This window comes from Cupriavidus sp. H39 (assembly GCF_050271075.1).
GTDB classification, from domain to species: Bacteria; Pseudomonadota; Gammaproteobacteria; order Burkholderiales; family Burkholderiaceae; genus Cupriavidus; species Cupriavidus necator_B.
In genome coordinates this window covers 2,008,926-2,033,515 of the sequence record NZ_CP189846.1, presented here as the reverse complement: position 1 = coordinate 2,033,515, position 24,590 = coordinate 2,008,926, and the positions used below count along the sequence as shown (strand labels likewise).

20 protein-coding genes are annotated in these 24,590 nt (G+C 62.3%); 16 read left to right on the top strand and 4 right to left on the bottom strand.

Annotated elements, in window-relative coordinates:
* Nucleotides 1-2 precede the first annotated feature (2 nt).
* The gene (locus tag ACOCMH_RS09630; RefSeq protein ID WP_427306762.1) at nt 3-1,436 is read right to left on the bottom strand and encodes a cytochrome ubiquinol oxidase subunit I; all 1,434 of its coding nucleotides are present in this window, start codon (nt 1,434-1,436) and stop codon (nt 3-5) included.
* A 401-nt stretch (nt 1,437-1,837) separates the two neighbouring features.
* Between ACOCMH_RS09630 and ACOCMH_RS09625 the strand changes: the two genes are divergently transcribed.
* Nucleotides 1,838-2,602 carry a sulfite exporter TauE/SafE family protein gene (locus ACOCMH_RS09625; RefSeq protein WP_427306761.1) on the top strand — a complete coding sequence of 255 codons (765 nt, stop codon included), beginning with the start codon at nt 1,838-1,840 and terminating at the stop codon, nt 2,600-2,602.
* Here the strand turns inward: ACOCMH_RS09625 and ACOCMH_RS09620 are convergent.
* From ACOCMH_RS09620 to ACOCMH_RS09610, 3 genes are all read right to left on the bottom strand, one after another.
* Complete coding sequence (locus ACOCMH_RS09620; protein WP_427306760.1) at nt 2,599-3,195, bottom strand: 2-hydroxychromene-2-carboxylate isomerase; 597 nt, start codon at nt 3,193-3,195, stop codon at nt 2,599-2,601. The genes ACOCMH_RS09625 and ACOCMH_RS09620 overlap by 4 nt on opposite strands.
* 54 nt (nt 3,196-3,249) lie before the next feature.
* Nucleotides 3,250-3,978 (bottom strand): SDR family oxidoreductase, encoded by a 729-nt coding sequence (locus ACOCMH_RS09615; RefSeq protein WP_427306759.1) that lies wholly within the window; start codon nt 3,976-3,978, stop codon nt 3,250-3,252.
* A 99-nt stretch (nt 3,979-4,077) separates the two neighbouring features.
* A complete protein-coding gene (locus ACOCMH_RS09610) occupies nt 4,078-5,013 on the bottom strand; it encodes a LysR substrate-binding domain-containing protein (RefSeq protein WP_427306758.1) in 936 nt (311 codons plus the stop codon).
* Between the two features lie 145 nt (nt 5,014-5,158).
* On the opposite strand from ACOCMH_RS09610, the gene ACOCMH_RS09605 reads away from it, so the two are divergent.
* From ACOCMH_RS09605 to ACOCMH_RS09535, 15 genes are all read left to right on the top strand, one after another.
* Nucleotides 5,159-6,175 (top strand): tripartite tricarboxylate transporter substrate binding protein, encoded by a 1,017-nt coding sequence (locus ACOCMH_RS09605; RefSeq protein WP_427306757.1) that lies wholly within the window; start codon nt 5,159-5,161, stop codon nt 6,173-6,175.
* A gap of 24 nt (nt 6,176-6,199) precedes the next feature.
* Nucleotides 6,200-7,723 carry a UxaA family hydrolase gene (locus ACOCMH_RS09600; protein WP_427306756.1) on the top strand — a complete coding sequence of 508 codons (1,524 nt, stop codon included), beginning with the start codon at nt 6,200-6,202 and terminating at the stop codon, nt 7,721-7,723.
* A gap of 32 nt (nt 7,724-7,755) precedes the next feature.
* A complete protein-coding gene (locus tag ACOCMH_RS09595) occupies nt 7,756-9,228 on the top strand; it encodes an NAD-dependent succinate-semialdehyde dehydrogenase (RefSeq protein ID WP_427306755.1) in 1,473 nt (490 codons plus the stop codon).
* A gap of 35 nt (nt 9,229-9,263) precedes the next feature.
* Nucleotides 9,264-10,070, top strand: a complete 807-nt coding sequence (hpaI, locus tag ACOCMH_RS09590; RefSeq protein ID WP_427306754.1) for a 4-hydroxy-2-oxoheptanedioate aldolase — start codon at nt 9,264-9,266, stop codon at nt 10,068-10,070.
* 25 nt (nt 10,071-10,095) lie between these two features.
* Complete coding sequence (locus ACOCMH_RS09585) at nt 10,096-11,541, top strand: FAD-binding oxidoreductase (protein ID WP_427306753.1); 1,446 nt, start codon at nt 10,096-10,098, stop codon at nt 11,539-11,541.
* Nucleotides 11,542-11,697: 156 nt separating this feature from the next.
* A complete protein-coding gene (locus tag ACOCMH_RS09580; protein ID WP_427306752.1) occupies nt 11,698-12,786 on the top strand; it encodes an MBL fold metallo-hydrolase in 1,089 nt (362 codons plus the stop codon).
* A gap of 381 nt (nt 12,787-13,167) precedes the next feature.
* The gene (locus ACOCMH_RS09575) at nt 13,168-14,157 is read left to right on the top strand and encodes a chain-length determining protein (RefSeq protein WP_427306751.1); all 990 of its coding nucleotides are present in this window, start codon (nt 13,168-13,170) and stop codon (nt 14,155-14,157) included.
* A gap of 2 nt (nt 14,158-14,159) precedes the next feature.
* Nucleotides 14,160-15,908, top strand: a complete 1,749-nt coding sequence (locus ACOCMH_RS09570) for an SLBB domain-containing protein (RefSeq protein WP_427306750.1) — start codon at nt 14,160-14,162, stop codon at nt 15,906-15,908.
* Nucleotides 15,909-15,931: 23 nt separating this feature from the next.
* Nucleotides 15,932-16,888, top strand: coding sequence for a glycosyltransferase (locus tag ACOCMH_RS09565; RefSeq protein WP_427306749.1), 957 nt, complete (start codon nt 15,932-15,934; stop codon nt 16,886-16,888).
* Nucleotides 16,881-18,416 (top strand): capsular polysaccharide biosynthesis protein, encoded by a 1,536-nt coding sequence (locus ACOCMH_RS09560; protein WP_427306748.1) that lies wholly within the window; start codon nt 16,881-16,883, stop codon nt 18,414-18,416. The genes ACOCMH_RS09565 and ACOCMH_RS09560 overlap by 8 nt, the downstream gene beginning before the upstream one ends.
* Nucleotides 18,417-18,452: 36 nt before the next feature.
* A complete protein-coding gene (locus tag ACOCMH_RS09555; protein ID WP_427306747.1) occupies nt 18,453-19,145 on the top strand; it encodes a CatB-related O-acetyltransferase in 693 nt (230 codons plus the stop codon).
* Between the two features lie 84 nt (nt 19,146-19,229).
* Nucleotides 19,230-20,069 carry a 3-deoxy-8-phosphooctulonate synthase gene (gene kdsA / locus ACOCMH_RS09550; RefSeq protein ID WP_427306746.1) on the top strand — a complete coding sequence of 280 codons (840 nt, stop codon included), beginning with the start codon at nt 19,230-19,232 and terminating at the stop codon, nt 20,067-20,069.
* A 28-nt stretch (nt 20,070-20,097) separates the two neighbouring features.
* On the top strand, nt 20,098-21,372 hold the full coding sequence (gene kdsB / locus ACOCMH_RS09545; protein WP_427306745.1) for a 3-deoxy-manno-octulosonate cytidylyltransferase: 1,275 nt from the start codon (nt 20,098-20,100) through the stop codon (nt 21,370-21,372).
* Nucleotides 21,373-21,432: 60 nt separating this feature from the next.
* Nucleotides 21,433-22,395, top strand: a complete 963-nt coding sequence (locus ACOCMH_RS09540; RefSeq protein ID WP_427306744.1) for a KpsF/GutQ family sugar-phosphate isomerase — start codon at nt 21,433-21,435, stop codon at nt 22,393-22,395.
* Nucleotides 22,379-24,499 (top strand): capsular polysaccharide biosynthesis protein, encoded by a 2,121-nt coding sequence (locus ACOCMH_RS09535; RefSeq protein ID WP_427306743.1) that lies wholly within the window; start codon nt 22,379-22,381, stop codon nt 24,497-24,499. Before ACOCMH_RS09540 ends, ACOCMH_RS09535 begins: the two co-directional genes overlap by 17 nt.
* The last annotated feature ends 91 nt before the right edge of the window (nt 24,500-24,590 follow it).

Below are 24,590 nucleotides of genomic sequence, written 5' to 3'. Positions count from 1 at the left end.
TGTCAGCTCCGCGTGCGTGCAATGGTGGTGGGGGCGAGCACTTCATCGTCGTCCACCGCCGACAATGGCCGCGCCGGCGTGTGCTCGCGGCCGGGGCCGCCGTGTGGCTTGGGCTCTTCCATGGCCGGGCCCTTGCGCACCAGCCGCATCATGTAGGCGATGCCTACGCCGAACACGAAGAAGTACGCGACCACGAAGATCGCCAGCGTCGTCGCCAGCTCCGGCACGCCGTGCGGCGACACCGCATCCGCGGTGCGCTGCAGCCCGTACACCACCCACGGCTGGCGGCCGATCTCGGTGGTGTACCAGCCGGCCAGGATGGCGATCAAGCCGGCCGGCCCCATCCACAATGCCATATGCAGGAAGGGTCGGACGCGGTACATCCGGTCCCGGCGCCGCAACAGCAAGCTCCAGACCCCCAGCAGGATCATCAGCAGCCCCAGGCCCACCATCACGCGGAACGACCAGAACAGGATGGTGGAATTGGGCCGGTCCTGTGGCGGGAATTCCTTCAGCCCCTGGATCTGCCCGTCCCAGCTGTGGGTCAGGATCAGGCTGCCCAGGTGCGGCACCTCGACCGCGAAGCGGGTTTCCTCCCGCGCCATGTCGGGCCAGCCGAACAGCAGCAGCGGCAGGGCCTCGTTGCCCTTGTTCTCCCAATGGCCCTCCAGCGCGGCGATCTTGGCGGGCTGGTGCTTGAGCGTATTGAGGCCGTGCAGGTCGCCGATCACCGCCTGGATCGGCGCCACGATCAGCAGCATCCACATCGCCATCGACAGCATCTTGCGGATGGCGGGATTGTCGCGTCCGCGCAGCAGGTGCCAGGCAGCGGACGCGCCGACAAACAGCGCCGTGGCCAGGAACGCCGCCACGCTCATGTGCACCAGGCGGTAGGGGAACGACGGATTGAAGATGACCTTGAACCAGTCGGTCGGCACCACGCGGCCGTTGATGATCTCGAAGCCCGCCGGCGTCTGCATCCAGCTATTGGAGGCCAGGATCCACGTCGCCGAGATCAGCGTACCCAGCGCCACCATCACCGTGGCAAAGAAATGCAGCCCCGGGCCGACGCGGTTCCAGCCGAACAGCATCACGCCCAGGAAGCCGGCTTCCAGGAAGAAGGCGGTCAGTACTTCATAGGTCAGCAGCGGCCCTGTGATGCTGCCCGCAAACTCGGAGAAGAAGCTCCAGTTGGTGCCGAACTGGTAGGCCATGACCAGGCCCGAGACCACGCCCATGCCGAAGTTGACGGCAAAGATCTTGGACCAGAAGTGGTACAGGTCGCGGTACAGCGGGCGTTGCGTGCGCAGCCAGCAGCCTTCGAGCACCGCCAGGTAGGCGGCCAGGCCGATGGTGATCGCGGGAAAGACAATGTGGAAGGAAATGGTGAAGCCAAACTGGATGCGGGCGAGGTCTAGCGCGGTCAAACCAAACATGTCGTGTTCTCCGTGGCGCTGGCCTGGCGCATGCCTTGGACGCGTGCGGACTACGCTGGCAGAGGCCGGGCAGGTTCGACACGTAACAGGGCGCGCCGGGGGCGCGGGGGCGTAGGCGCGTGCGGTAAGCGTAGTGTACGCCGCGCGGGTCCCAAAGGGCAGCGTCCCACCCGACGGCAGCCGGGCGACATATCGCCGCACCCGCGGGGCGTCGCCACCGGTGTTTCGCCGCGCAGGCCTTTGCTCATGCGGCAGATCCTAGCGGAGGATCGGCCCGCGAAACAGCATCAACTTCGCGGAAAAACACCGTATCAGATTTGCGCGCTGCAACAGGACTGAAAGCTGACAACGCCGCTGGCAAAGTGCATAGTTATCCGCCCTATACCGTTCGCCCCCTCACTGTGCCACTCGATTCCACCTTGCTGATCGTCATTGCCGGCGCCGCCGTGGCCGGCTTCGTCCAGGGCTTGTCCGGCTTCGCCTTCGGCATGGTGGCGATGTCGTTCTGGGCGTGGGCGATCGAGCCGCGGCTGGCCGCGGCGATGACGGTGTTCGGCGCGCTGACCGGCCAGTTGCTGGCCGCCGCATCGGTGCGGCGCGGGCTGTCGTGGCGGCGCCTGTGGCCGTTCGTGGCCGGCGGACTGGCGGGCATTCCGCTGGGCGTGGCGATCCTGCCGATGCTCGATGCGCAGTGGTTCAAGGCCGTGCTCGGCGGCTTCCTCACGCTGTGGTGCCCGGTGATGCTGATGGCGCGCCAACTGCCGCATATCGGCGTGGGCGGGCGCATGGCCGACGGCGTCGCCGGCGCGGCCGGCGGCGTGATGGGCGGCATCGGCGGCTTTACCGGCGTGATCCCGACGCTGTGGTGCACGCTGCGCGGCTTCGACAAGGACGAGCAGCGCGCCGTGATCCAGAACTTCAACCTTGCCACGCTGGCCATGACCATGGCTGCCTATGTCGGCAAGGGCATCGTCACGCGCGAGATGCTGCCGATGTTCCTGGTGGTGGCGCCCGCGATGCTGGTGCCCACGCTGCTGGGCACGCGGCTTTATCTCGGCATCAGCGAGGCCACCTTCCGCAAGATCGTGCTGGCGCTGCTGACCGCCTCCGGCGTGGCTCTGCTGGCCACTTCCGTGCCGGCGCTGCTCGCGCGCAGTGCGGGCTAGGCCTGTGCCAGCGCTTCCTCCACGAACAACAGCCGGTCGTTGCCCCAGAACAGCTCGTCGCCGACGATAAAGCTGGGCGCACCGAACACGCCGCGCGTGACCGCGTGCTCGGTGTCGCGCTTGAGCGCCTGCTTGACCTCCGGGTCATCCACCAGCGCCAGTGCGGCCTGCGGGTCGAAGCCGGCGGCGGTCAGCACCGCGCCGATCTCGGCCGGATCGTTCAGGTTGCGGCCGTGCTCCCACATCGCGCTGAACATGGCGTCGGCATAACGCAGGAAGGTCGCTTCGTCATGGCGCAGGTAGCCGGTGGCGCCGCGCATCAGCATCAGCGTGTTCACCGGGAAATGCGGGTTCTGCCGGAACGGCACGCCATAGCGCCTGCCCCAGCGCGCCGTGTCGCCATGCAGCCAGCCGGCCTTGGCAGGCACCTCGGCCGGGCTGTGGTTGCCGGTGGCCTTGAACACGCCGCCAAGCAGGATGGGGCGCCAGACGATGGTGGCGCCGGTGCGTTGCGCCACGCGCGGCAACTCTTTCCATGCCAGGTACGAATACGGGCTGCCGAAATCGAAGAAGAATTCCACTTGCCTGGTCACGGCCTGTCTCCTGTTGTCGTAGGTCTGTGTGCGTTGCTGGTGGCGCTCTTGTCCTTACCAGCGTTCCATCCACGGGCGGATATCCAGTTCATGGGTCCACGCGTCGCGCGGTTGCTGGTGCAGCATCCAGTAGGTATCGGCGATATGCTCCGGATTGACGATGCCGTCCTGCGCCTTGGCGGCGTAGCGCTCCGGGAAGGTCTCGCGGATCCATTCGGTGTCGATGGCGGCATCGATCACCAGGTGCGCGACGTGGATGTTCTTCGGCCCCAGTTCGCGCGCCATGCTCTGCGCCAGCGCCCGCAGCGCGTGCTTGGCCCCGGCAAACGCGGCCATGTTCTCGCGCCCGCGCAGGCTGGCGGTGGCCCCGGTAAAGAAGATCGAGCCGCGTTCGCGCGGCAGCATCGCGCGCGCGGCCTCGCGTCCCATCAGGAAGCCGCCGAAGCAGGCCATCTCCCACACCTTGTAATACACGCGCGCGGTGGTCTCGACGATGGGGAACTGCACGTTGGCGCCGATATTGAAGACCGCCACCTCCAGCGGCGCGATGTCGCGCTCGATGCGCGCGATCAGCTCGACCGTCTCGTCTTCCTTGCGCGCGTCGCAGCCGAAGGCGTGGGCTTCGCCGCCGTCGGCGCGGATCTGCTGCACCAGCGGCTGCAGCTTGTCGGCATGGCGGCGCGTGACGCAGGCAATGTAGCCCTCGCGGGCGAAGCGCCGCGCAATCGCGCCGCCGGTAGCGTCGCCGGCGCCGACGACTAGGATGGCCTTTTTCTCGGGCATGGATGTCTCCTGGCTCGGGGCCTGCCTGGTTGGCGCGCGGCCTCTCGGAGCATGATCCTAACAGCGATGGCGCAAGCGCGCCGGATGCCGCTGTGAACGCTACGCACGCGCCGCCGCGGCTTCGCGCAGGCATGCCACCAGCTGATCGGTGCCGATCGACGGCGCGCGCTCGCGCAGCGTGATGATGCCGACCGGTGGCAGCTCGACCGGCACCTCGATCTTCAGCACTTGCAGCCTGCCTTCCTCCTGCAGCGCCATGGCCACCGATTCGGCCATGAAGCCGGCCGCCCCGCGCTGCCCGACAAAGGTGGCCTGGGCCAGGTAGGACGAGGTCTCGATCACATCCTGCGGCGGGTGCAGGCCGTGGCGATAGAAGGCCTGTTCGATCTTCACCCGCAGCGATGCCCAGGGCGGCGGCAGCACGCATGGCATCGCGGCCAGATCGGCCCAGCCGGGGCGGGCCTTGCGCGCCAGCTTGTGGCCGCGCCGGACCACCACCACCATGGGCTCTTCATACAGCGCTTCAGTAAGCAGGTCTGGCGCGGCGTAGCCCGGCTCCAGCCGGCCCACGATCAGGTCGAGTTCGCGCAGGCGCAGCTTGGGCAGCAGGTGGGTCAGGTCCCCTTCCTCGACCAGCACGGTGGCATGCGCGTGGCGCTGCTTGAGCGTGCCCACGGCCTGTGCCAGCAGCACCGGCAGCGCCGCGCCCATCGAGCCCACGCGGATACGGCCGGAGGCGCCGCTCTGCACCGCCGCGATCTCGTCGCGGGTCTGCTCGTACTGCGCCAGCACCGAGCGCGCAAAGCGCACCAGCGACTCGCCGGCAGGTGTCGGCTCGGTGCCCCGGGTGGAACGCGTAAACAGCGCCAGCCCCAGCATTCTCTCGACTTCGGTCAGCACCTTGGACACCGCCGGCTGGCTCACCGACAGGAACTCCGCGGTGCGCCCGAGGTGGCGAAACTCGTCCAGCGCCACCAGCAGTTGCAGGTGGCGCAGCTTGATATTGGAGCGCAGCGCGCGGTCGATCTGTACCATGGCCGGCAGTCTACCTAACCATAAGGTTATGAAGCAATGCCGATTTTCGATTGGATTGTTATGTTTGACCGCCACAGAATGCGGGCATGACGAGGCTGGCAACGCCGGTCCCGCCGATAATCAAGACATCGGAGACACCCGCAACATGACTCAACGATTCCCCATCGATGCCAAGCGCCGCCGCCTGCTCATTGGCGCCGCGGCGGGTGCCGCTGCCGGCGCTGCCGGCGTGCTGTTGCCCGCGGCCCGGGCGCTGGCCGCCGAATATCCCGAGCGTCCGATCACCTTTATCTGCCCATGGCCGGTCGGCGGCACTGCCGACCAGTCGATGCGCGCGCTGTGCCAGGTGGCCGGCGGCATCCTCAAGCAGTCGATCGTGGTGGAAAACCGCGCCGGTGCGTCCGGCATGATCGGCACCAAGGCGCTGGCCCGCGCCAACCCCGACGGCTACACCATCGGCCAGATTCCGATCTCGGTCACGCGCTTCGCGCAGCTCGGCATGCTGCAGCTCGACCCGCGCACCGAGCTGACCTACCTGGCACGCACCTCGGGCCAGACCTTCGGCATCGCGGTGCCGGCCAATTCGCGCCACAAGACGCTGCAGGACGTCGTCGCCGCCGCCAAGGCCAGCCCCGGCAAGGTCACCTATGCGCACGCCGGCATCGGCGGCGCCACCCATGTCGGCATGGAACAGTTCGCGCTGGCCGCGGGCATCCAGTTCAATGCGATCGCCTACAAGGGCGGTGCGGCCGCGCTGCAAGACGTGCTGGCCGGGCAGGTGGACCTGCTCGCCGACTCCAGCTCGTGGGCGCCGCACGTGGAAGCCGGCAAGCTGCGCCTGCTGGCCACCTGGGGCGAACAGCGCGCGACCCGCTTCAAGGACACGCCCACGCTCAAGGAGCTGGGCTACAACGTGGTGGTGGAAGCCCCCAACGGCATCGGCGCCCCCAAGGGCCTGCCGCCTGCCGTGGAAAAGAAGCTGCGCGACGCCTTCCGCGCCGCCGTGGTCAGCAACGAATTCAAGCAGGTCGCGGCGCGCCTGGATGCGCCTGTGATGTACTTGGACGGGCCTGACTACAAGAAGTATGTCGCCAGCGTCTATGACCAGGAAACCCAGCTGATCCAGCGCCTCAAGCTGAAAGAACTGCTGCAGCAAAGCTGATTGCGCGTCGAAGGCCAAGTCACAGTGAATCCCAATCCCGTCATCCGCCTGCACGCCCACGACAACGTGCTGGTTGCCCGCAGCGACCTCAGCCTGGGCCAGCAGCTGGCCGACCCCGCCGTGCGCGTGCGCGCGCAGGTGCCGGCCGGCCACAAGATCGCGGCCTGCGCCATCGCGGCCGGCACGCCGGTGCGCAAGTTCGACACCGTCATCGGCGTGGCCGCGCGCGATATCGCCCCGGGCGACCACGTGCATTCGCACAACCTGACGCTGGTCGATTTCTATCGTGACCCGGCCTTCTGCCAGGACGTGCGGCCGGTCGACTACGTGCCCGAGGCGCAGCGTGCCACCTTCAACGGTTTTGTCCGGGCGGACGGGCGCGTGGGCACGCGCAACTTCATCGGCATCCTGTCGTCGGTCAATTGCTCCTCCACCGTGATCCGCCAGATTGCCGCGCATTTCACGCCGCAGCGGCTGGCGCTGTATCCGAACGTCGATGGCGTGGTGGCGTTCGCGCAGACCAGCGGCTGCGGCATGTCGTCGCCGAGCGAGCATTTCGATGTGCTGCGCCGCACGCTGGCCGGCTATGCGCGCCATCCCAACCTGGCCGGCGTGCTGATCGTCGGTCTGGGCTGCGAGCGCAATCAAGTGGCGTCGCTGGTGGAATCGCAAGGACTGGAGCCGGGCCCCGCGGTGCATACGCTGGTGATGCAGGATACCGGCGGCACGCGCGCCACTATCGCGGCCGGCATCCGCGCGATCGAATCGATGCTGCCCGCGGCCAACGCCGCGGTGCGCCAGCCGGTCTCCGCCAGCCACCTCAAGATCGGGCTGGAGTGCGGCGGCTCCGATGGTTTTTCCGGGATCAGCGCCAATCCGGCGCTTGGCGCGGCGATGGATATCCTGGTGCGCCATGGCGGCACCGCGATCCTGTCCGAGACGCCGGAGATCCACGGGGTGGAGTTCATGCTGACCCGCCGCGCGGTGACGCCGCAAGTCGGGCAAAAGCTGCTGGACCGCCTCGCCTGGTGGGAGCGCTACACCGCCGGCCACAACGCGCAGTTCAACGGCGTGGTCGGCCACGGCAACCAGCAGGGCGGGCTGGCCAATATCTTCGAGAAATCGCTGGGATCGGCGATGAAGGGCGGCACCACGCCGCTGCAGGCGGTGTATGAGTACGCCGAGCCGATCGACCAGGCCGGCTTTGTCTTCATGGACTCGCCCGGCTATGACCCGGTGGCTGTCACCGGCCAGATCGCCAGCGGCGCCAACCTGATCTGCTTCACCACCGGGCGCGGTTCGATGTTCGGCTCCAAGCCCGCGCCGACGCTCAAGCTGGCCTCCAACTCGGCGATGTACCACCGGCTCGAAGAAGACATGGACATCAATTGCGGCCTGGTGCTCGATGGCGAGCTGAGCGTGCCGCAGATGGGCCAGCGGATCTTCGAACATATCCTGCGCGCGGCCTCGGGCGAGCCGACCAAGAGCGAAGCGCTGGGCCTCGGCGACAATGAGTTCGTGCCGTGGCACCTGGGCATCGTCAGCTAAGAACGCGTTCCGCAATCCCTTCTCCTACATCGATGCTGATTCTTTCCGAGCAAGCGCTGCTGCGCAGCCAGAACCTGATTGACGACCAATGGCGCGATGCCGGTTTGGGCGCCCGGCTGCCGGTCACCAACCCGGCCACTGGCGAGGCCTTTGCCAATGTGCCCGACAGCGATGCCGGCGATGCCCGCCTTGCCGTGGATGCCGCCGCGGCGGCATTTCCGGAATGGAGCCGCCGGCCCGCGCGCGAACGCGCCCGCTTGCTCAAGCGCTGGCACGCGCTGATCCTTGCGCACCAGGAAGACCTGGCGCGCATCATCTCGACCGAGCAGGGCAAGCCGTTGCCGGAAGCGCGCGGCGAGGTGCAGTACGGCGCCTCGTATGTCGAGTGGTTTGCCGAGGAAGCCACCCGCATCTGCGGCGATATCGTCGCGGAAGCCGTGCCTGGCCGCAAGCTGCTGGTCCTGAAGGAACCGGTCGGCGTGGTGGCCGCAATCACGCCATGGAACTTCCCGCTGGCGATGATCGCCCGCAAGATCGCCCCCGCGCTGGCCGCCGGCTGCACGGTGGTGGCCAAGCCCGCCGAGGACACGCCGCTGACCGCGCTGGCGCTGGTATGGCTCGCGCAGCAGGCCGGCATGCCCGCCGGCGTGATCAACATCGTCACGGCCTCGCGCGAGCATACGCCCGGCGTGGTCGATGCGTGGCTGGCCGACAGCCGCGTGCGCAAGATCACGTTCACCGGCTCCACGCCGGTGGGCAAGCACCTGGCGCGCGAATCCGCGGCAACGCTGAAGAAGCTCTCGCTGGAACTGGGCGGCAACGCGCCGTTCATCGTCTTCGACGATGCCGATCTCGACGCCGCGGTCGATGGCCTGATGGCGTCCAAGTTCCGCAACGGCGGCCAGACCTGCGTCTGCCCGAACCGCGTCTACGTGCATGACGCCGTGCACGACGCCTTTGTCGAGCGCCTGGCACAGCGCGTGGGCGCGCTCCATGTCGGCCCTGCGACCGAAGCTGCCGCGCAGATCGGCCCCATGATCAATGCCCGCGCCGTCGACAAGATCGCGCGCCATGTGGAAGATGCCGTTGCCCGGGGCGCGCGCGTGGTCACCGGCGGCAAGCGCGTGCGCACCGACGACGGCCCGCACTACTACGCGCCGACGGTGCTGGTCGACGCGACCCCGGCGATGGAACTGTCGTGCGAAGAGACCTTCGGCCCGGTCGCGCCGGTGTTCCGCTTCCGCGATGAAGCCGAGGTGATCCGCGACGCCAACGACACCCCGTTCGGCCTGGCCGCCTACTTCTACTCCAGTGACATCCGCCGCATCTGGCGCGTGGCGCAGGCGCTGGAAACCGGAATGGTCGGCATCAACGAAGGCGCGATCGCGGCCGAGGCGGCGCCGTTCGGCGGCGTCAAGGAATCCGGCTACGGGCGCGAGGGCTCGCGCCATGGGCTGGACGACTACATGCATACCAAGTACCTTTGCCAGGGGCAGCTCGGCTGAGCGCCAGCCGCATCCCTCGAGACCAGGAACCCTCCATGCCCGCAAACAATCCCTTCAAGACCGCACTGGCCGCGCGCCAGGCGCAGATCGGCCTGTGGCTGTCGATGGCGACGCCGTACCTGGCCGAAGTCTCGGCCACCGCAGGCTTTGACTGGCTGCTGATCGACGGCGAGCACGCCCCCAACGACCTGCGCTCGACGCTGCACGCGCTGCAAGCCGTGGCGCCGTATCCGGTCCAGCCGGTGGTGCGCGCCGTGGCCGGCGAAGTGCCGCTGATCAAGCAGCTGCTCGATATCGGCGCGCGCAGCGTGCTGGTGCCGATGGTCGATACCGCGGAACAGGCCCGCGCGCTGGTCAGCGCCACGCGCTATCCGCCGCAAGGCATCCGCGGCGTCGGCAGCGCCATTGCGCGCGCTTCGCAGTGGAGCGCGCGCACCGATTACCTCGACGTGGCCGATGATGAGATCTGCCTGCTGGTGCAGGCCGAAACCGTCACCGCGTTGCAGAACCTCGAGGCAATCTGCGCGGTGGACGGTGTCGACGGCGTCTTCATCGGCCCGGCCGACCTGGCTGCCTCGATGGGCCACCGCGGCCGCCCCGGCCACCCGGAAGTGCAGGCCGCCATCGAAGGCGCGATGCGCACCATCATCGCCAGCGGCAAGGCCGCCGGCACGCTGACGTCGGACCCGGCGCTGGCGCGCCGCTACCTCGACCTGGGCTGCACCTTCGTGGCCACCGGCGTGGATGTGGTGTTGTACGCCAATGCCGCGCGCAAGCTGGCCGCTTCGTTCCGCGAGCCGCAGCCAGGCGCCGCTGCCGACAAGCCTTCCGCCGCGTACTGACCCGTAACTTCTTCGCCTTATCTCCATGACCGCCGAGCTACCGACCCCAGACACCACCTTGCGCGCGATGCAGGCAATTGTCGGCGCCAGCGCCTGCCGCGCCGGCGAGGCTGACACGCAGGCCTACGTCACCGACTACCGCGGCATCTATCGCGGCCAGGCGCAAGTGGTGGTACTGCCATCCTCGACGGAAGAGGTCAGCCAGGTGCTGCAGTGGTGCCACCGACACCGCGTGCCGGTAGTGCCGCAGGGCGGCAATACCTCTTTGATGGGCGGCGCCGTGCCCGATGACAGCGGCACCGCCGTGGTCGTCAACCTGAGCCGCATGAACCGCGTGCTCGGCATCGATCCCATCAACGACACCATGACCGTGCAGGCCGGCGTTACGCTGAGCGCGGCACGCAGCGCCGCCGAGGCCGAGCAGCGCCTGTTCCCGCTGCGCATCGGCTCGGAAGGCTCGTGCCAGATCGGCGGCAACCTGTCGACCAACGCCGGCGGCACCGCGGTGCTGCGCTACGGCAATATGCGCGACCTGGTGCTGGGCCTGGAGGTGGTGTTGCCCGATGGCCGCATCTACTCGTCGCTGCGCGGCCTGCGCAAGGACAACACCGGGTACGATCTGAAGCAGCTGTTCGTCGGCGCGGAAGGCACGCTGGGCATCATCACCGGCGCCGTGCTCAAGCTGATGCCGCAGCCGCGCAGCAGCGCCGTGGCCTTCGTCGCGGTGCAGGATCCCGCCGCTGCCGTGGCCCTGCTCGGCGAAGCCAAGCGCCTGTCCGGCCAGGCTGTGACCGCGTTCGAGCTGATCTCGCGGCCCGCGCTGGACCTCGTGCTGGAATACCTTGGCAATGTCGCCGCGCCGCTGCAGGGCCGGCACGACTGGATGGTGCTGGTCGAGCTGACCTCCGGCACCGACGCTGAAAGCCTTAACGCCACGTTGATGGAGATCCTCGAATCCGGCTTCAGCCAGGGCCTTGTGCTGGACGCCGCCGTGGCCGCGAGCCTGTCGGATGCGCAGACCTTCTGGCGCATCCGCGAAGAGATCTCCGACGCGCAGACTCGCACCGGCGGAAGCATTAAGTGCGATGTCTCGGTGCCGCTGTCGCGCATCGCCGCGTTTGTCGAAGAGGCGTCGGCCAAGGTGCTGGAACTGGTGCCCGACGCGCGCATGGTGATCTACGGGCATATGGGCGACGGCAACGTGCATTTCAACCCGCTGCGGCCAAAGGACCAGCCCGCCAGGGATTTCCTGGCGCAGTGGTATGAGCAGGTCTCCGTGCTAGTCGACGGCATGGCCCACGCGGAGAACGGCTCGATCTCGGCCGAGCACGGCATCGGCGTAGCCAAGCGCGACGACCTGACGCGCTACAAGTCGCCGGTGGAACTGGAACTGATGTGGCAGGTAAAGCAGGCGCTCGATCCGTTGAACCTGCTCAATCCGGGCAAGGTGCTGCCGGCGCCAGCGAAGTAGCCCACTGTCCTTTCATGCGGCGGAACGGGACAGGGCGCGCGTAGCAGGAATCGCCCATCTGGGCTAAGGTGTCAGCTATCCAGAACGCGCGGGCCGGGGCATCGCTGCCCCGGGGCCACCGCGCATAGCACGGCCGACCCACCGGCCCAGACACCGATGACCGCCCAATCCCCCGACATCGCCCTCGCTGCTGCCCCCATCTCCCTGGAAAAGCCCCAACTCGACTACCCATGCGGCGACGCGCCGGAGCCCGGCCGCGCCACGGAAGTCGCACCCGGCGTGCTGTGGCTGCGCATGCCGATGCCGCTCGGCCTGAACCATATCAACCTGTGGGCCATCCGCGACGGCAACGGCTGGGCCGCGGTCGATGCCGGCCTGCAGACCCCGGAAACCGCGCAGGCCTGGCGCGCGCTGTTCGCCAGGGGCGGCGCGCTCGACGGCGGGCTGACCCGCCTGTTCGTGACCCACATGCATCCGGACCACATCGGCATGGCCGGCTGGCTGACCGGGAAATTCGACTGCCAGTTGTGGATGACGCGGCTCGAATACCTGATGTGCCGCGTTCTCGCCGCGGATACGGGGCGCGCCGCCCCGGACGATGCGATCGCGTTCTATCGCAAGGCCGGCTGGGATGACGAGGCGATCGAGGTGTACCGCACCCGCTTCGGCGGCTTCGGCAAATTCGTCCACGCCTTGCCGGAAACTTTCCGGCGGCTGGAAGACGGCGCCATCATCCGCATCGGTGACCACGACTGGAAGGTCGTCATCGGCACCGGCCATTCGCCTGAGCATGCCTGCCTCTATTGCCCCTCACTGAAGCTGCTCGTCTCCGGCGACCAGGTCCTGCCCAAGATCTCATCCAATGTGTCGGTGTTTCCCACCGAGCCCGACGCCGATCCTATGGAAGACTGGCTGTCGTCGCTGGACAAGGTCAAGGCGGCCGTGCCGGACGATGTGCTGGTGCTGCCGGCCCACAACGAGCCGTTCGGCGGCTTGCACGCGCGCATCGACTACCTGCGGGCAAGCCAGCTGCAAGCACTGGACCGGCTGCGTGAGGCCCTGGCGGAGCCAAAGCGGGCGGTGGATGTGTTCGGCGAGCTGTTTTCACGGCCGATCACGGGGGCGGGCGGGTTGCTGGGAATGGCGACCGGGGAGAGCATCGCGCATCTGAACTACCTGCTCCATCGGGGCGAAGCGGTGCGGGAACTGGCGGCAGACGGTTGCTATTGGTATCGCTTGCAGTAGTGGCAAACGCCGCGCGCTGGTGGTTGTGGCCGGATGTTGTTGCTGACGTACAACGACCATCTCCCTTGCTGAGCATCCAATTGTCTTACAGAGGGCGGCAAATGTTTGCCGCCTTTTTTTCGCCGATCGAATCGAGCGGACCGAATTCAACGTGGCAGACGAATTGAGAAGATTCCGACGCGGCTGCGCGACTGTTAAGGTCCGGCGCGACGCAGACAGCGCGGCGACTAGGAAGTAGGGCGTACCCGGAGGCGTCTTATCCGCGTGCGATCCACTGCCCTTACGAAGCAGTGTCGCGTTTTCAGCATCCGCAGAAAAGGGCGGGAGTTTCCGCCTACTTCTCCGTGACAAATTCCGAGAAGTCTGCGTGGGTACCTCTATGTGTCCGAAGCGCGCGTTGTCATCGAGCGCAGCGACGGCGTGGGTGCGAGCGCGAGCGACTTTACCTCGCTGCTGGTCGGCAATACCGCGCCACAGGACCTGCTTCTGCTGCGGGAATACCTGCTCTCCGTGGACATGCTCAAGAAGCTGGACGAGCGGCTGGGCCTGCGCAAGCACTACGCGGACAGCGGCCGGGACCCGTTGTCCCGGCTTTGGTTCGAGGATGCATCGCTTGAGCGTTTTCATGATTACTACCTGAAACGCGTGAGCGTCGAATACGATGACTTCGCCCGCGTTTTAGTTATCAAAGTCCAGGCGTACACCTCGGAAATGGCTCTCGCCGTCAGCACCGAGCTGGTGCGCGATGGCGAACGTTTCATGAACGAGATGACCCACCGCATCGCCAGCGAGCAGGTGGTCTATATCGAGAAACAGGTTCACGACCAGGGCGAACGCCTGAAGGCGGCCCGCCAGGCGTTGGTTGCATATCAGAACGCCAATGGCCTGGTATCGCCGCGCGGTGAAGTTGAAAGCCTCTCGACCGTGGTGGCAAACGCCGAGGCAACGCTTGCCGAACTGCATGTCAAGCGGAATTCCCTCAAGGACGTCTTTACGCCCCAGTCCCCTGCAATCCAGCAGCTTGACGCCCAGATCGCCGCTGTCGAGCGCCAGATGGCAGAACAGCGTGGCCGGATGGTCTCCACCAAAGGCCGCGGCCTGAACCGCGTCGTGGAAGAGCACGACCGGCTGCAAGCTGCAGCGGAATTCGCTTTCGACATCTACAAGACCGCCATCGGCGCGTTGGAAAAAGCGCGGATCGAGGCGACACGCAAACTCAAGAATGTGGCCGTCGTGCAGAGCCCGACTCGCCCGGAATATCCGCTTCAACCCAGGCGCATTTACAACATCGTGGTCTTTGTCCTGATGACACTGATGCTTGCTGGCGTCGTGCAGTTGATGAGCGCCATCATCCGCGACCACCGGGACTAGTCATGCTTAGAAGAATCCTCACCCTTGCAGTGGCCGCCGCAGGTCTCGCGGCCTTCAATAGTGCGTTTGCACAGGCTGGAACACGCATGGCGCAGTCGCCCGCCATCGGGCAAATGGACTATGCGGTCATTGCAGCGCAGGGCGGCACATCAGCCGCTGGCACCACGTTCAATACGGGCGCGGCTGCCGTGCCCATGGTCCCCGCTCGAGCCGAAACGCCTCTGCCGGAGAGCGCTCCGCAGAACAACGACTACACCGCCAACATGGCGAGTGACGCGTTTGGCGCGCAGCTTTTCACCGGCGCGTTCAGCCGTGACAGTGCATCCATCTTCAATCCCAGCCATGTGATTTCGGTCGGTGACCGAATCCAGTTGCGGATCTGGAACGGCTACAACGTCGACACGGTGCTGACCGTGGACGCCAGCGGCACCATCCTGTTGCCCGAGATCGGCCCATTCCGGGTGCAGGGCATCACCAACGGCAATCTGCAGACGGCAATCAGCAATGCGCTGCGACGGGTGTTTGCCAGCAAGGTGTCGATCTACGCCAGCCTGCTGGCAGCCCAACCGGTGCGTGTGTATGTGACCGGTGCCGTTCGCCGGCCCGGCATGTACGACGGCACGTCGAGCGACAGCGTCCTGCGCTATCTCGACCAGGCCGGCGGTATCGATCCGGACCGTGGATCGTTCCTGGACGTCGCGATCAAGCGGGGCAATCAAACGCTGGAAGTCGTGAACCTGTATGACTTCCTGCTGAAGGGCGATCTGACCTCCCGGCAACTGAACAACGGCGACGTCATTTTTGTCCAGTCCCGCAAGAAGACCGTGAAGGTCAGTGGTCTGGCAGAAAACGCGAAGCGATTCGAGTTCATGGGCGACCAGGCCCGCCTCGACCAACTCGTTCGCCTGGCCAAGCCGCTACCTGAAGCCACCAACGTGCGGGTGGTGCGCAATACCGGCACTGTCCGGAACGTCGAGTATTTCCCGATCTCGCAAGGCAACCAGATCGATCTGCGGGATGGGGACGAGATCGAATTTACTGCCGACAAGCGACCGGGGACCATCACCGTCCGCGTTGAAGGCGAGCATACCGGCCCGCAGGAATTTGTCCTGCCGTATGGCAGCCGCATGGGCCAACTCCTGAGCCAGGTCCAGTTCACGCCGGAATCAGATCCACAAAGCATCCAGTTGTTCCGCCAGAGCGTGAAGGCGCGCCAGAAGGCGCTGCTTGGCACCACGCTGAAGACGTTGGAGTCCAGCGTATTGACGGCTCGTTCCGGGACGGCGGAAGAAGCGCAACTGCGCAAGGAAGAAGCTGCGCTGGTGCTGCAGTGGGTCGAGCGCGCCAAGAAGATCGAACCAACAGGTCAGACGCTGATCGCCAAATCCACGGCGCGCAACGAATTGCTTCTTGAGAACGGCGACATCCTGCGTGTGCCAGTCAAGGACGGCCTTGTGCTGGTCAGCGGCGAGGTGCTGTTCCCCAATGCCGTTGCCTATGACAAGAGCATGGACCTGGATGAGTTCATCCAGCAGGCCGGTGGCTTCTCGCAGAACGCTGACACGTCGCGCGTGATTATCGCGCATCGGGATGGCAGCTTCTCGGATGGCAAGAAGGATGACGCGGTGCGCGCGGGCGACGAAATCATGGTGTTGCCGAAGGTGGACTTCAAGACGCGTCAGTTTGCGAAGGATGTATTCCAGATTCTTTATCAGATTGCTATTAGCGCGAAGGTAGTTTTGGGATTATAAAAATGATAACGATCAATCATGTAATGTCCAATGCCGTCGCGAGCGGCATATTTGCCGATATTCTCGGCTATTATAAAGCCTTTTCTTCGAGCGGAATTAAACAAGTCGAGTCAGAGGCCGCCTTGCCCGGTTACTTCATACGTCACTATCACCGGCCGAATCTCGAAAAGGAACTGATATCGCCCTGCGTCGTCACCGTTCATCACGATCTTCAAGATGATGATACATCCCTCGCCGTCGACAAATTTCTAGATCGTTATCGAGAAGCCACGAAAGTTCACTGCTTGAATACCCTTCAGAAAAACTTTCTCGCTGACCAAGGCATTACCAATACGGTGGTAATTCCGCATGGGTACAATAAGAAATATATTTTTCCAAGATATTCGAGTGCTGAGGAAATTGAATCGCAGTCTAGAAGTTCGAAAAAAAAGCGTATTGGATTAATTTCGAGGCGATATCCTAGGAAGGTGAAAGGCGAAGCATACATCTACGAACTGGCCCAACATCTAGATCCTACGGAGTTTGAATTTGTACTCATTGGTAAGGGCCGAACATTTGATGCAGCTATTCTCGAGCGATACGGCTACGAGACAACGGCTTATGAAAATCTTCCTTATAAGATGGTTGCATCAGTTTACCGGTCACTTGATTTTCTGCTTATGGCCTCATGGTTCGAAGGAGGCCCAGCGAATATTCCCGAGGCCATAGGTTCGGCTGTGCCGGTGCTGTGTAATCCCATTGGTATGGCGTATGACTTCGTCAGTAATGGGGTAAATGGTTTACATCTCACAATGGATCCGGTGACCGACGCGGAGAATATCAGCGATTGGGCTCTGAACGAGAAGAAGAATCTTTCGCTTAGAAAGGGGGCATTTGAGATGAGGCATCGCGGTATTACCTGGGAGCAGCACGCAAACAGGATCTTCGAGATTTACGAAAATGTGACGCACGAGATCGTTGGAGGTTTTCGTCATGGTTAAGCGCGCGTTGATAGCGGATCAACTCCATATTCAGAGCAAAAATTTTCCAAGCTTGCTCGAATATTTGAAGCAGGCGCAATTCGAGATGCTTGTGGTATCGCATCCCGCGCACCTGATCGCGGCCTTCGGCGATTATTCGAACAGCGAGGAAGTAGTTCCATATCGTGAGGCATTGAACTCGCTGACCTCTGATGAAGTATTCAGCCTGACTGAGGCGGGAGTATCGTGCTTTTCTCTTTGTAAAGCAGAGATGCTCTGTTTTTTGGCGCCGACTGATTTCTGGGTAGGCAGAACTGACTATGGCCGGACAGAACGAGAATTGTTCGATCTCGCGTGGAGGGAGAACCGAGACGTTCTTTTAAATAATGTCGCCGCCGTTGGATTTTGGTTCGATCGTTGGCGAAGTATTTTACAAGAAAAGCCGGTATTCGACTTTGCCTTTCTCTTCTCCGGCAGTCTTATATATGCTCGTGTACTTTCTGTCTTGATGAAACGACGTCAAGGCATGCTTTATATCTGCGAAAGTTTCTTTACAGGGAAAGATTATTATCTGGAGGCGCGGCATAGCCCCCTGCCAAATAACTCGGCACTCCGGTCCAATGGGGTGTATAAGAGCCTGGATGTGCCAACTTCGGGGCCTGCACGTAGAGGAAGACGTGCCGCCCTCGGTCTGCGGCTTGCTGAAATGGCAAACAAGAATGTTAAGCAACCGACTGCGACCGGGAAAAGGCTATTTCATGTTGGCGCCAAGGTCGTGGCTATCTTCGGCCAGGTGCTTAACGATTTTTCTTTGCTGAATAATGGTGAAGTCGGTTTTCACAGTGTTAACTTTTATACTGAGTGCATTCATAAAATTATCACTGAGACAGATGCATATGTAGTTTTCAAGGCGCATCCATGGGAGCAAAAGAAAGCACATATTCGTAGTGCTTTGACAAAAGAGCATCTGATCAAGATGTTTGGTGAAAATGATCGCCTAAAGATTGTTGAAGATTATCCGATTGCCGATCTCATCAGGGAGGCTGATTTCGTTGTAGGTATCAATTCGCAGAGTCTGATTGAAGCTGCTGTTGGGGGCGTTAAACCGATTCAATGTGGGAAGGCCTTTTACGCGGGTAAAGGATTCACCCACGATGTAAAAGATGTGGATGATGTCGTCGACTTGATCAAGGCACTACCAGGCTCGTATTTGACGATCGATGAATATTTCTATTTGGAAACCTTTCTTCTAAAGGCGCTGGACGAATGGTTGATCCCTGAATCTCCAGCATTGGGCGTTCCTCGCTTAGAAAGAAGATTGGGTGCTATAAAGAAGGTCGCTGCGACCAAGCCCCTACCGGCAACGCAAAAGTCTCCAGTCGTAAAGAGTGTCGCAAACATTGTTGTCTCGAAAATCGCGATTGAACCAACTCGTACTGCCACTTCTAATCTGACGCAGCGGAAACTTAAAAAACTTAGAAATGATCCGAAAGCATTTTTCAGGGATGCGAAAAATCCGCTCATTAGATCGATTGCAAAGATTTTATAGAGGCGTGTAATTATAAAAAAGACAATGGTGTTGACGGTGAAGGACGATCGAACAGCAAAAAAGGAAGCTGCCCGGCAAATGAGGGATCGCTGTGCGGCGCTAGGTGGTCGTATTGCGGAAACTGCGCAAGTCAATACGGCATTAATTTTTTCCGATGCAATTGATATCGCCGATGGAGCAATAGTATATGCTCCGGCCGAATTTGGAGCATATACCTACTTAAATGTCGGCGCGGTTGTCTTTCCTCACGTAAAAATCGGAAAATTTTGCTCAATTGGCCGGAATGTCCAAATTGGACTTGCTAAGCATCCAACAAAATTTTTAAGTTCACATCCTTTTCAATTTTCCAGAAATTTATTTGCACGAGTTCCCGGGTATACATCGTTGCAAAAGGAAAAGTGGCAATTTCATAGCCCGACCACTATAGGTCATGATGTTTGGATAGGTGCCGGGGCATTGATTTCGTGCGGCGTGACCGTCGGCACTGGTGCAGTAATTGGTGCGGGTGCCGTCATAACCAAAGATGTCAAGCCCTATGAGATAGTGGGTGGTGTACCAGCTAAAAAGATTGGTGAGAGATTTGATTCGGAAGTTGTGACGCGGTTGTTAGCTTCTGAATGGTGGACTTTGCCCTTTGAGCAATTATCATTGTTGGAATTTGGCAATATTCACGTCGCGTTGGAGCAGCTTGAGAAGTTTCGGAACATCAGCGTGGCTGGGGCTCGCTGATCTGTTTGGCATCTAATAGCACATTTTGCTATTGGCCATTCTTCGAATTTTATCGTTGGGTGAAATTTCATAAATATAGATTCTATGCTAAAGATTTCGAATTTTTTGGTTGATAATTTAAGGCAATTCGTGCTTTTTGGCGGAATCAATGTGCTGGAATCTGCTGACCTTGCTCGCCAAGCTTGTGAGGAGTATCTACGTGTAACCAGCAAACTCGGAATACCCTTTGTTTTCAAGGCGAGCTTCGATAAGGCTAATAGGTCCTCCATTCATTCGTACCGCGGCCCCGGCCTCGAAGCGGGCATGAGGATCTTAGAAACAGTGAAGGCTGAGTTCAACGTGCCCGTGATCACAGATGTTCACGAATCTTGGCAGGCACAGCCCGTCGGTGAGGTGGCAGATGTATTGCAACTGCCCGCCTTCCTGGCCCGCCAAACAGACCTCGTTGTCGCCCTTGCCAAGACCGGCAAGCCAGTGAACATCAAGAAGCCGCAATTCCTGAGTCCCACGCAGATGGTGAACATCGTCGAGAAGTTCAAGGAAGCCGGCAACGATCAGCTGATCCTGTGCGACCGTGGCACCTGCTTTGGCTACGACAACCTCGTCGTCGACATGCTTGGCTTTGGCGTGATGAAGAAAGTCACGAACGATATGCCGATCATCTTCGACGTGACTCATGCCCTCCAGCAGCGCGATCCCGGAGGCGCTGCATCGGGTGGCCGCCGACAGCAGGTTGTGGAACTGGCGCGCTCTGGAATGGCCGTCGGCCTGGCCGGCCTGTTTCTCGAAGCACACCCCGATCCGGCTAATGCCAAGTGCGATGGACCGAGTGCATTGCCGCTCGACAAGTTGGAGCCGTTCCTTGCGCAAGTAAAGGCGATCGACGACCTTGTGAAGTCGCTGCCCCCGTTGAACATCGATTGATGGAGCTGCTCTCGTGTTGAACGGGGAAATGGACCGAGTTGCCATCATTATTCCGGCACGCTATGGATCAACGCGCCTGCCGGGGAAGCCGCTTGCGGATATCCTGGGCAAGCCCATGGTTCAGCACGTCTACGAACGGGCGTGCCAGGTGTCGGACGTCCATGCCGTCCTGGTAGCCACCGACGATGCACGTGTGGCCGAGGTAGTAAAAGGCTTTGGCGGCCAATCTGTCATGACGTCGCCTGACCATCCATCTGGCACGGATCGTCTCGCGGAAGTGATGACGCATGTGCCCGCTGACATCTACATCAACCTGCAGGGCGATGAGCCGCTGGTTCGACCGGCGGACATTGCCAAGCTGGCTGCGGGCATGTGCGACGATGCATCGGTGCAGGTCGGTACGCTCTGTCACAGCATCGATGGGGACGAGGCGCTCAACCCGAACACGGTGAAAGTTGTCCTGGCTTCGAATGGCGATGCGCTGTATTTCAGTCGGTCACCTATCCCGTACCCGCGAGACGCGCACGTGGCCACATACCTCAAGCACGTTGGCGTGTACGCATACCGTCGCGAGGTATTGGCCGCGTACGCGGAATTGCCTCAGCCGATGGTAGAGCACGCAGAGAAGCTGGAGCAATTGCGATTGCTGGCAGCAGGCATGCGAATCCGGGCATTTGAGGTTGGCCCTACTGGCCCGGGCGTGGATACGCCGGAGTGCCTTGCACGCGTGTGTGCGCTGATGGCTGGAAACCAGCCGGGGTTGCTGCCCTCCTTGGCTGACGTGCGCCTTGTGATCACCGATGTGGATGGCGTTTTGACCGACGGTGGCATCTACTACGATGCCACCGGCGAGTGCCTGAAGCGCTTCCATGTGCGTGACGGGCTTGGTATCCGTCTACTGGAAGAAAACGGCGTGCGCGTGGCAGTTCTGTCCGGCCGCGACTCGGAAACGCTGCGTAAGCGTGTGACTGACCTTGGCGTCACGCTTTTCCAGTTTGGCGTCAAGGACAAGTTTGCCGCTTGCCGCGCGCTGATGGCCCAGGCGGACGCAACGCCAGCGCAAACCGTCTGTATCGGCGACGACAGCATCGATTTGCTTGCATTTGCAGCATGCGGTCTGTCGTACGCGGTCCCGGATTCTGCCAGCTATGTGAAAGCGCGCGCTACAGGGGTGCTGTCGACCCGTGGTGGAGAGGGTGCGTTCCGTGAGCTGGCCGATGCCATTCTTCTTGCGCAAGGGAAGGCGCAGGTTTTTGGGACGGCCGAGGGTTTTGCCACGGTGATGTCTGGCGTCGCGCAATAGTTGAAGCACTACTGACAAGTAGAAACGAATAGCAACAAAAACAAGCAGGGAAGGAAAGAGATGACTGGGGTCATTACATTGGCACGCAATGTCGTTGCCGCGGAGATGCAGGCACTGGATCGCATGTCGAGCCGTATTGACGCGGACTTTGGAAAGGCGATCGACATTATCCTGGGTGCCCGGGGCCGTGTGGTTGTCGTCGGCATGGGCAAGTCGGGCCTGATCGGGAAGAAGATCGCTGCCACCATGGCATCGACCGGGACGCCGGCATTTTCTGTGCATCCGGGTGAAGCGTTCCATGGTGACCTCGGCATGATCAAGCCCATCGATGTGGTGCTGATGATTTCCAACAGCGGAGAAACGGAAGAGCTGATCCGTATTCTGCCGTTCCTGAAGCATCAGAAGAACCCGGTGATCGCGATGACCGGGAAGGACACTTCCACGTTGGCCAAGCACAGTGACGTTGTGCTGGATATCTCGGTCGAGCGGGAAGCCTGTAACAACAACCTTGCGCCCACCAGTTCGACAACTGCAACGCTGGTAATGGGCGATGCCCTTGCCGTGGTGCTTTCCGTGAACCGTGATTTCCAGCCGGAGGATTTCGCGCGTTTTCACCCCGGTGGAAGCCTCGGTCGCCGACTGCTGACTCGGGTCGCCGACGTGATGCACAAGGAGAATCTGCCGATCTGCAAGCCGGACTCTTCTTTCCGCGATGTTGTGCATGTCATCAACCGCGGCCGTCTTGGTATGGCCTTGGTGATGGAGGGCGATATGCTCCTTGGCGTCATCACGGACGGGGATGTGCGCCGGGCCTTCGATTCGGATTGTGACTACAAGGCGATCCGCGCCAGACAAATCATGTCGACCGATCCGAAAGTGGCGTCCCCCGATGACCGCTTTGCCGACGCGGAAGCACGGATCCATGCTGCGCGGATTGGGGCACTGGTAGTCAAGGATGATTCGGGGCGCGTAGTCGGCATCCTACAGATTCATGACCTGGGGACCGATGAGCCTTCCGTCTGAGGGTGCCATCGGCATTCTTTCCCGCGGCATTCGCCGCATTGAACACCTCTCCACCTTTCTTGGCGAAGAGGTGATCGCGGTGCATTCCTTGCACGGCGCACGTGCAACGCTCACGGGCATCGCTGCCTGGGGACGGCGCCCGAGCGCACGCAAGGCGCAAGCGTTCGCGCGTTCGCGCGACATCAGACGCTTCCTATGCCTGGAGGATGGATTCCTGCGCTCGCTGCATCCGGGCGCGGGGTCCCAGACTTGCTCGCTGGTCGTGGATGACCTTGGCATTTACTACGATTGTTCGGAACCCTCCCGGCTTGAAGCCATGGTCACCATGCCCCTCACGCAAATGGAGCGGGCAAGAGCGCAACGTCTGATCGAGCGTTGGCGTGCAGCGGGAATTTCCAAGTACAACTATGCGCCGGCGCCTGCTGTCTTGCCTGCGAAGCCGTATGTCCTGGTTATCGACCAGACCGCCAACGATGCCTCTGTCCAGTTTGGCCAGGCAGATGGCAATAGCTTCCGGCGCATGCTGGAGTCCGCGCTGCTCAATTACCCGGACTGCCAGATTGTCGTCAAGGAGCACCCCGAGGTCGCACTTGGGCGCAAGCGGGGCTATCTTGGCAGCATTCTCGACGCGGGCAGCTATCCGCGTGTGGCGCGGTTGCAGGATGACGTACACGTCGTTTCGCTGGTACGCCAGGCGCAGGCGGTGTTTGTTGTCACTTCGCAAGTTGGGTTCGAGGCTCTCCTTCACGGCAAAACCGTTCATACCTTTGGCATGCCGTTCTATGCTGGCTGGGGGCTGACAAATGACGATCTACCGGGGCCTTCCAGGCGTCATCCCGTTCCGCTGGAGCAACTGGCATTTGCTGCCCTGGTCCGGTACACGCGCTACGTCCTGCCGCATTCCGGTGAGCGCTGCGAGGCGGAAGAGGCGATCGACTATCTTGCATTGCAACGCCGGATGCGTCACCAATTCCCTGCGCCTCTGCATGCGGTCGGATTTTCGCGCTGGAAGCGCCCGATCCTGCGGGATTTCCTGCAAGGGAACGAGATTGTCTTTCATCGGACCCTGGGCGCCGTTCCGCACGGCATGACCGTTGTGCGTTGGGGCCGGGCCATCGACACCTCGACTCGCGCCGATCTTTCCGTGATTACCGTGGAGGACGGCTTCTTGCGTTCCGTTGGATTGGGCGCACAGTTGATCCGGCCACTGTCCTGGGTGTTCGACCGTACCGGCATTTACTACGACGCGACTAGGGAATCCGATCTGGAGCAGCTGTTGACGAGTGCGGAATTCGATTCCGCGACGCTTTCCCGCGCGGCGCGCCTCCGGGAGACGATCGTCAATGCCGGCCTGACCAAGTACAACGTTGGAGCGGGAACCTGGAGCCGTCCGGCGGCGGTCCGCAAGGTAATCCTGGTTGTAGGTCAGGTGGAAGCGGACGCCTCTCTCCGGTTTGGAGCCCCCGGCATCCGCACCAACCGCGCGCTGATTGAGGCCGTGCGCACAGAAGCGCCGGATGCCTACATCGTCTACAAGCCGCATCCGGACGTGATGACCGGTTTGCGGGGAGACCGCGGTGCCGAGTCCGAACTAGCGGCGCTTTGCGACGAAGTGGTGTCGGATTGCCCCATGGATCGGTTGATCGCGGCTGTCGACAGCGTGCACGTGCTGACGTCCCTGGCGGGGTTCGAGGCCCTGTTGCGTGGCAAGCCGGTCACGACGCATGGTGCGCCGTTCTACGCTGGCTGGGGCTTGACTGACGACAGGTGCGAATTGCTTCGTCGGCGCCGCCAGCTTTCGCTCGACATGCTTGTGGCGGGAGCGCTGGTTCTGTATCCGCGCTACGTTTTGCGCGATGCGCGGGACAGCTTTGCCACTCCGGAGCAGGCGGTAGACCACATGTTGTCGTGGCGCAATGAGCCGCCCAGGGCTGGTGCGCGATTATTGCAGCGATGGATGCAGCGGGTACTCGGGCCATGGACCCGCTGGCGAGATGCGGCGGCAGGTGCAGAAACACGGCGGGGCAGAAATTGCGGCGGCGCCGGGCAGTCCCAAGGCGATAGTGGCGGACGGCGTCGGCCTGTATCTGCGGCAGAACAATAGGGCGGCACCAAGCAAGAATCAAAATAGACGTAGCGGAAAACAAGCGCAGCGCGAGGGTCGGGGAAATGTTGTCGTTCAGGAAGACAGCTGG

Coding starts and splice junctions, on each gene's coding strand:
- ACOCMH_RS09610 (WP_427306758.1), bottom strand. CDS start 5,013: ATGGTACAGATCGACCGCGCGCTGCGCTCCAATATCAAGCTGCGCCAC.
- ACOCMH_RS09630 (WP_427306762.1), bottom strand. CDS start 1,436: ATGTTTGGTTTGACCGCGCTAGACCTCGCCCGCATCCAGTTTGGCTTC.
- kdsA (WP_427306746.1), top strand. CDS start 19,230: ATGCTAAAGATTTCGAATTTTTTGGTTGATAATTTAAGGCAATTCGTG.
- ACOCMH_RS09605 (WP_427306757.1), top strand. CDS start 5,159: ATGACTCAACGATTCCCCATCGATGCCAAGCGCCGCCGCCTGCTCATT.
- ACOCMH_RS09615 (WP_427306759.1), bottom strand. CDS start 3,978: ATGCCCGAGAAAAAGGCCATCCTAGTCGTCGGCGCCGGCGACGCTACC.
- ACOCMH_RS09580 (WP_427306752.1), top strand. CDS start 11,698: ATGACCGCCCAATCCCCCGACATCGCCCTCGCTGCTGCCCCCATCTCC.
- ACOCMH_RS09595 (WP_427306755.1), top strand. CDS start 7,756: ATGCTGATTCTTTCCGAGCAAGCGCTGCTGCGCAGCCAGAACCTGATT.
- ACOCMH_RS09540 (WP_427306744.1), top strand. CDS start 21,433: ATGACTGGGGTCATTACATTGGCACGCAATGTCGTTGCCGCGGAGATG.
- kdsB (WP_427306745.1), top strand. CDS start 20,098: ATGGACCGAGTTGCCATCATTATTCCGGCACGCTATGGATCAACGCGC.
- ACOCMH_RS09560 (WP_427306748.1), top strand. CDS start 16,881: ATGGTTAAGCGCGCGTTGATAGCGGATCAACTCCATATTCAGAGCAAA.
- ACOCMH_RS09535 (WP_427306743.1), top strand. CDS start 22,379: ATGAGCCTTCCGTCTGAGGGTGCCATCGGCATTCTTTCCCGCGGCATT.
- ACOCMH_RS09570 (WP_427306750.1), top strand. CDS start 14,160: ATGCTTAGAAGAATCCTCACCCTTGCAGTGGCCGCCGCAGGTCTCGCG.
- ACOCMH_RS09565 (WP_427306749.1), top strand. CDS start 15,932: ATGTCCAATGCCGTCGCGAGCGGCATATTTGCCGATATTCTCGGCTAT.
- hpaI (WP_427306754.1), top strand. CDS start 9,264: ATGCCCGCAAACAATCCCTTCAAGACCGCACTGGCCGCGCGCCAGGCG.
- ACOCMH_RS09585 (WP_427306753.1), top strand. CDS start 10,096: ATGACCGCCGAGCTACCGACCCCAGACACCACCTTGCGCGCGATGCAG.